The sequence below is a fragment of the Howardella ureilytica genome (assembly GCF_054657495.1).
The window spans coordinates 1-7,463 of the sequence record NZ_BAAHYP010000018.1 but is presented as its reverse complement, the minus strand read 5'-3'; the positions used below and the strand labels follow the sequence as shown (position 1 = coordinate 7,463).

Below are 7,463 nucleotides of genomic sequence, written 5' to 3'. Positions count from 1 at the left end.
AGAGTGATACACTCAAAGAGAAGGCCCCATGGTCAAGCGGTTAAGACACCGCCCTTTCACGGCGGTAACATGGGTTCGAATCCCGTTGGGGTCATTTAGATATGGCGACATAGCCAAGTGGTAAGGCGTGGGTCTGCAACACCCTGATCATCAGTTCGAATCTGATTGTCGCCTTTAGGGTTCAAAAGTGATGATCTTAATGATTATCACTTTTTTTGTTTAATTATAATCACTTTATTTAAAGTCATATCAATTTGTTAGTAACTGTTTAATAGTTTGTTATGGAGAGATAAGTTATGGATGCAACTTTAGTCATTATGGCAGCCGGAATGGGAAGCAGATTTGGCGGAGGAATAAAACAGTTAGAGCCTTTGGGACCTAATGGTGAAATTCTTATGCTGTATTCTATTTATGATGCCGTTGAAGCAGGCTTTAATAAAGTGATTTTTATTACAAGAGAAGAACTTGTGCCTAAATTTGACGAATTGGTAACAAATAAATTAGGAGATGCCGTTAAAACCGAATATGTATTTCAGGACGTTAAGCATATTCCTGAGGGTGCTTCAGCCAATTTAAACAGAAATAAGCCATGGGGAACCGCTCAGGCTATTTTAGAATGTAAAAATGCCGTAAATGAGCCTTTTCTTGTTATTAATGCAGATGATTATTACGGCAAAGCCGCATTTAAAGAAATTTATGACTATTTAACTACCGAATCGGATAATAACGGTAAATATGATTTTTGTATGGCGGGATTCATTTTAGGAAATACGTTAAGCGATAACGGTTCCGTAACCAGAGGCGTATGCGTACTTGGTGAAAATGACGAGTTAGCCGGAGTAAATGAGACCGAGAACATTGTGAAATCAGAATCCGGTGCGGCCACGGAGAACAAAGACGGTTCTCTTACTCCTTTGGATCCGAATTCAAAGGTATCAATGAACATGTGGGGATTTACTCCTGAGATATTTGATGAGCTTGAACACGGCTTTGTTGACTTTTTGTCATCATTATCTCCGGATGATGTTAAAAGTGAATATTTGATTCCTACGGTGGTTGATAACCTTATTAAAGAAGGAAAAGCATCCGTTAAAGTTCTTCCTACACCTGACAAATGGTTTGGTGTTACATATCAGGCAGATAAGGATTGCGTAAAAAAGGAATTACTTAAATTTGTTGAAGAAGGTGTTTATCCTAATAAGTTATTCTAAGCCTGCTTTACTCAGTGCGGGATAAGATATTTAAAACAGATTTGTTTATAATTTCGTTTTTTAAAATGTACTTAAAGGCTCAATTTGATTTTTCATGATGATAAATCAAATTGAGCCTTTGTTTAATGATATTCGGAATCTATTTTCAATGACGGTATTTTGAATTGAGCCTTTGTTTAATGATATCTGTAATTGATTTTTAATGATTATTTTATACTTAGGTTTTTGATAATATTTTCAGTGAGTATTCGAATTAATTATGGCTGATTTCATCCTATGTAAATTATATTTTAATCGAGTATTTTATTAATGTAACAGTATTAATGATTATGATATTTGGAATTGACTAAAGCAAATTATATATGATATACTATGAAACCGTGATAATTTAATTATCCTTGTTTCCACACAGGGTGGAGACCATAATTGTCCAAAAGGAGGGTGCGACGTAAATGAATAAGTATGAAATAGCATTAATCGTTAATGCAAGCGTCGATGAAGAAGCAAGAAAGACAACATTTGATCAGGTGAATGAGTTAATCGCTCGTTTCGGCGGAAATGTAACAGATGCAGGTAAGCCGGAGAAGAAGAAACTTGCGTATGAAATTCAGAAGATGGATGAAGGCGTATATTGCTTTATCAAAGTCGAGGCAGATGCAGAATTTCCTGCTAAGTTAGAAGAAAGACTTCGTATTCAGAATAACGTACTTCGTTATTTAATCGTAAAAGACGGAGAATAATTCAAAATCAGCGAATCATTCACTAGCTTAATACAGGTTGTTCCGGTTACCGGATTTAATATGTTATAAACTAACGGGAGATATATATGAACAACGTAGTTTTAATGGGTAGATTAACAAGAGACCCGGATAATAGAACATCCATGTCAGCAAACGGAGAACTTGAAGTATCAAGATTTACCGTTGCCGTGGATAGAAGATTTAAGAGAAGTGGTGAAGAGCAGACAGCGGATTTTATCAGTTGCGTAGCTTTTGGTAAGACTGCTGAGTTTATAAGAAATTATGTACATAAAGGCACTAAAGTATGTTTGAACGGAAGAATCCAGACAGGCAGTTATACTAATAAAGACGGTCAGAAAGTTTATACAACGGATGTAGTTGTAGAGAATATCGAGTTTGCTGAGAGTAAAAATGCGGCAGCTCAGGGAGATTACACTCCTCAGCCACAGAGTAATTTTAACAACGGCGGAAATATGGGTTCTGACGACTTTATGAGTGTAGACCAAAGCTTTGGAGATGACGGATTGCCTTTTGGCTAACTTAGTATTGAATTTAGGAGTAGATTATGTCAGAAGAAGTAAAGGTAGAAAAGACTGAAAGACCGGCTTTCAAAAGAAGACCTGTCAGAAGAAGAAGAAAAGTTTGTATTTTCTGCGAAGATAATAACAAGGAAATTGATTACAAGGATGTTGCAACTCTTAAGAAGTTTATTTCTGAGAGAGGCAAGATTATTCCAAGAAGAATTACAGGCAACTGCGCTAAGCATCAGAGAGCTTTAACGGTTGCAATCAAGAGAGCAAGACATGTTGCACTCTTACCATATACAGTAGAGTAATATACATAAAGTACCATATGGCTTTGGATTATTTCAAATGCCTGTGGTACTTTTTCATTTTACGTTTTTCAATGTCGGTATTTCACATGTTATCACATTATCACGTTGGGCTTTTGATTATGGTATATTTTTCGCAGCGGTATAATAAAATTTGTTATGTAAAAGTGAGTATATTAAATATACAAATTAACGGATAAGTTTCACAACAGATTAGAATGTTTGTTTTTAAAAGTTAATAGTGATATAATATCCTGATATTAAATTTATACTTTTTTTATAAATAGGAGCTGTGAAAATGGCATTAGATAAAAAGGGCAAAAGTACTTACGGTTTAGGTCATAATCTGAAGATGATAATAAATTGGCCGATAACCGTATGGGCAGTATTTGCGGGATTAGTGGTATGCATGCTTATACTGGTTCCGTGGTCTGTATTTTCCGTAATCATGCTTTCGGTATTCGGCATATACAGCATCTTTGCTTTAGTGCTGTTATTTATAACAAGAAAAAAGCTGAAGAGAGAGCTGATCGGATTTGCGAGTTCATATTCACATATGCAGCAGGAATTGCTGTTTAATGTCAGCATTCCGTACTGTATATTGGATACAAGCGGAAAAGTATTGTGGATGAATAAGAATATGCACGCAATTACCCATACATCAGGGGATTATAATCAGAATATTGCGATTTTATTTGAGGAGTTGACGCCTAACAAATTCCCGACGGAAAAAGGCGGAAAAACCGAAATACGTTTTTCGTTTGAAGAAAAAGATTATAAGGCCGATATAAAAAGGGTGGATATAGGAAATGAAGCCGGAGACTTTTCGAATATTACAAAAATAAAGTCCATTCCGATACCTGAAATGTCTTTTATAGCCGTAGGACTGGAAGACATTACGGAGATTAACGCATATATCAGAAAAATACATGACAAACAGTTGGCGGTAGCCGTAATCGACATAGATAATTATGAAGATTCCATTGAAAATATCGCCGAGTCAAGAAAGTCATTTGTAGTCGGAATTATTGATAAGTATATTTATGATTATTTTGAAAAGGTCAACGCCTTTGTAAAGAAGATTGACGAAGACAGATTTATTGCGGCATTTACATATGACGCTCTGGATGAATTCACGAAGGACCAGTTCAGTATTCTTGAAAAGGTAAAATCGGTCGACATCGGTAAGGGTGTTATACAGCCTACGCTCAGTATCGGTATAGGTGCCGGTGCCGAAAAATATAACGAGACCCATGACAAAGCTAAAGCAGCATTGTTTCTTGCTCTCGGCCGAGGCGGAGATCAGGCCGTTATTAAAGACGGTGAAAAAGTATCTTACTTTGGCGGCAAGGTCCAAATGATGGAAAAGAACACGAGAGTAAAAATTCGTGTAAAAGCTCAGGCCATGAGGCAGATTATCGAAGTTAACGACAATGTGATTGTTATGGGACATCAAAACCCGGATATTGACTCATTCGGTGCAGCCGTAGGTATATACGAGGTTGCGAGACATTTAGGCAAGAAAGCCTATATAGTTCTCAACGAAGTTACCCCGGGAATCAAGCCTTTTTATGACAGATTTGAAGGCAGAGAGGGCTATGAGGACGGCGTATTTATTAATTCGGAAGAAGCGATGAGGATGTCCGGAGAGAATACCGTAGCCATTGTTGTTGACGTAAATGATCCGAGCAGAGTGGAGTGTCCGAAACTGCTTGAGAAAGAGGCCATATCCATAGTTGTATTTGACCACCATAGGGTATGCGAACGACAGATTTCAAACGCTGATTTGTCATATGTTGACACATTTGCATCATCTACATGCGAGATGGTAACGGAAATGATTCAGTATATGGACATAGATATTAAGCTTATGGGCTTTGAAGCCGATGCGCTGTACGGCGGTATAGTTATTGATACTGACGGATTTAAATCCAAGGCAGGTCCGAGAACATTTGAAGCGGCTGCATTTTTGAGAAGACACGGAACAGACGTTGTCAGAGTGAGAAAACTTCTGAGAAATGACATTGATGAATATAAAGCCGTGACGGATGCGGTTACAAATGCCGAAATGTTCCGTGACGGATTTATGATAAGCATTTATAATTGTGAAAACAGTGAAACCAGTCCTACGGTAGGAGCGTCGAAGACCGCCAATCAGCTTATGAACATCAAGGGAGTGAGGGCCGCATTTGTGCTTACAATGTATAAGGGTGCGGTAAACATAAGCGCCAGATCATTGGATGAGATAAATGTACAGCTCGTTATGGAAAAAATGGGCGGAGGCGGTCATTTATCCATAGCGGGAGCACAGATAAAGGATGCAACCTTAGATGAGGTGAAGGAACGCCTTAAACAGGTTATTGATGAAATGATTAATAATAAGGAGATATAATTATGAAGGTTATTCTTAATGAAGATATTAAATCACTCGGAAAAAAGGGTGATGTTGTTGAAGTAAGCGACGGTTACGGAAGAAACTTTCTTATATCCAAGGGCAAGGCTAAAGAAGCCAATGCTTCAAACCTTTCAATTTTAAATGATATAAAAAGTAAAGAAGCACACAATGAGCAGCTTAATCTCGAGGCATGTCAAAAGACGGCAATGGACATTGCGGGAGTTGAAATAAAGATACCTATTAAAGTGGGAGAAGGCGGTAAGGTATTCGGTGCGGTTTCAACAAAGGAGCTTTCCGAAGAACTGGAAAAGCAGACAGGCATAAAAGTAGACAAAAAGAAATTTAAATTAGACGAATCCATAAAAAATCCGGGATTTTTTGAAATTCCGGTCCGTCTTCATAAGGAAGTAACGGCAACTCTTAAGGTAATTGTTACAGCTGATAACTGATAAGGAATTGATAATGGACGGTAATACAGGTGAAACAACTCGCATAATGCCAAATTCATTTGAAGCGGAGCAGTCTGTTGTCGGATCAATGATTATGGACAGCAAGGCCGTAAATGACGTGGAAGGCGTCATTACGGGAGAAGACTTTTATCATAAGATATACGGTCTTCTGTTTGATACCATTATCGAACTTAATAATGTCGGCGTAAAAGCGGATCCGGTTATTCTTCAAACGAAATTAAAGGAAAAGGGTGCGCCGCCGGAAAGTTACTCCAACGAATTTATAAGAGATCTTGTAAATGCGGTTCCGACAACCGTAAATGCGAAAAGATATGCCGAGATTGTACGTGATAAAGCTGTTTTAAGAAATATAATCAGAGTAAATGAAGCAATAGTCAACAAATGTTATGAAGGAACGGGAAGTGCAGAGGATATACTTTCATCTGCTCAGGAGAGTATATTCAATCTGGCAAAAAACAAAACCGGCAGAGATTTTACGCCTGTAAATGAAATTCTCCAATCAGCCATAGATAAGATAAATAAAGCTTATCTCAACAAAGGTAAGCTTTCTGGTATCGCTACAGGATTTACCGATTTGGACGAATGTCTTTCGGGGCTTCAGCCGTCGGATTTTATTCTTGTGGGAGCAAGACCTTCCATGGGAAAAACGGCATTTGTACTTAATATTGCGGAAAATATTGCCGTAAAACAGAAAATAGGTACGGTCATATTCAGTTTGGAAATGTCCGACATTCAATTAATCAACAGAATGTTGTCCCTTGAGACCGGAATCGAAGCTCAAAAATTCAGAAAGGGAGATCTTACGGCTGTAAACTGGGACAACCTTATTGACGGTGCCGACACCCTTGCGGCTTCCGGTTTAATAATAGACGAGACGCCTAGTATAAGCATTACGGAACTCAGATCCCGCTGCAGAAAATATAAAGCGGAATATGATGTAGGTTTAATTATCATCGACTATCTTCAGCTTATGACTGGCGGCGGAAAAAACAATTCCAGACAGGAAGAAGTTGCGGAGATATCCCGTTCGCTTAAGGCCATAGCGAGAGAGCTTAATGTACCGGTAATCGCATTGTCACAGTTATCAAGAGGGCTTGAATCAAGACAGGATAAAAGACCAATGTTATCGGACTTACGAGAGTCGGGATCCATAGAGCAGGATGCGGACGTCGTAATGTTCATATACAGGGATGATTATTATGATAAAGATTCCGAGCAGAAAAATATTGCTGAGATTATTGTGGCAAAACAGAGAAACGGTCCGGTTCAGACGGTTAAACTCGGTTGGATACCGCAACAGACAAAGTTTGTAAATCTGGCACGCCCTCAGGATATGCAGGACTGAGTCGGCTTTAAAAACACGAAGTAAGCAAGTAAAATTACGGTAATTTTAAAAGCGAAATTCTAACATTACAATATCTTAAAGTTCATGTTTTATCGTTGATGATATACTTTATATTTATATTGTATACTTACGGTTTATTGACATTCGGTTTTATAAATTATACATTATGCAAATATTAAAGCACGAAGTATACGGGAGGTAATATTATGAGTAGAGTTACAAAAGATACTACAATCGGAGAAGCTCTTCAGATTGATCAGGGTCTTGTACAGCTTTTCTCTGCAATGGGAATGCATTGTTTCGGATGCCATTTCTCAGCGGATGAGACAATTGAAGAGGCGGCTGCGGTACACGGCGTGGACGTTGACGATCTTCTTGAAGATATAGAGAATTATCTTACATATAACAATAAATAAAAAAAAAAGGCGATAAAACGCCTTTTTTTTATTTTGTATACTGTATTATATATT

General features: G+C 37.9%; 8 protein-coding genes and 2 tRNA genes. All 10 read left to right on the top strand.

Going from position 1 to position 7,463, the window contains the following annotated elements; genetic code table 11:
* The first annotated feature begins 22 nt into the window (after positions 1-22).
* The 10 genes from ACYQ1N_RS07460 to ACYQ1N_RS07415 all read left to right on the top strand — a co-directional run bounded on the left by ACYQ1N_RS07460 (position 23) and on the right by ACYQ1N_RS07415 (position 7,409).
* Positions 23-94 (top strand) — tRNA-Glu (locus ACYQ1N_RS07460).
* A 9-nt stretch (positions 95-103) separates the two neighbouring features.
* A tRNA-Cys gene (locus ACYQ1N_RS07455) sits at positions 104-174 on the top strand.
* Positions 175-296: 122 nt separating this feature from the next.
* A complete protein-coding gene (locus ACYQ1N_RS07450) occupies positions 297-1,211 on the top strand; it encodes a sugar phosphate nucleotidyltransferase (protein WP_459834477.1) in 915 nt (304 codons plus the stop codon).
* 452 nt (positions 1,212-1,663) lie between these two features.
* Complete coding sequence (gene rpsF / locus ACYQ1N_RS07445; RefSeq protein WP_459834475.1) at positions 1,664-1,951, top strand: 30S ribosomal protein S6; 288 nt, start codon at positions 1,664-1,666, stop codon at positions 1,949-1,951.
* Positions 1,952-2,037: 86 nt separating this feature from the next.
* Positions 2,038-2,490: a single-stranded DNA-binding protein gene (locus ACYQ1N_RS07440; protein ID WP_459834473.1), complete on the top strand. Its 453-nt coding sequence runs from the start codon at positions 2,038-2,040 to the stop codon at positions 2,488-2,490.
* Between the two features lie 26 nt (positions 2,491-2,516).
* Complete coding sequence (gene rpsR / locus ACYQ1N_RS07435) at positions 2,517-2,786, top strand: 30S ribosomal protein S18 (RefSeq protein WP_459834471.1); 270 nt, start codon at positions 2,517-2,519, stop codon at positions 2,784-2,786.
* A 295-nt stretch (positions 2,787-3,081) separates the two neighbouring features.
* The gene (locus ACYQ1N_RS07430; RefSeq protein WP_459834469.1) at positions 3,082-5,175 is read left to right on the top strand and encodes a DHH family phosphoesterase; all 2,094 of its coding nucleotides are present in this window, start codon (positions 3,082-3,084) and stop codon (positions 5,173-5,175) included.
* Positions 5,176-5,177: 2 nt separating this feature from the next.
* Positions 5,178-5,627 (top strand): 50S ribosomal protein L9, encoded by a 450-nt coding sequence (gene rplI / locus ACYQ1N_RS07425; RefSeq protein WP_459834467.1) that lies wholly within the window; start codon positions 5,178-5,180, stop codon positions 5,625-5,627.
* A 13-nt stretch (positions 5,628-5,640) separates the two neighbouring features.
* On the top strand, positions 5,641-6,993 hold the full coding sequence (gene dnaB, locus ACYQ1N_RS07420; protein WP_459834465.1) for a replicative DNA helicase: 1,353 nt from the start codon (positions 5,641-5,643) through the stop codon (positions 6,991-6,993).
* A 206-nt stretch (positions 6,994-7,199) separates the two neighbouring features.
* The gene (locus ACYQ1N_RS07415) at positions 7,200-7,409 is read left to right on the top strand and encodes a DUF1858 domain-containing protein (RefSeq protein WP_459833588.1); all 210 of its coding nucleotides are present in this window, start codon (positions 7,200-7,202) and stop codon (positions 7,407-7,409) included.
* Positions 7,410-7,463 lie beyond the last annotated feature (54 nt).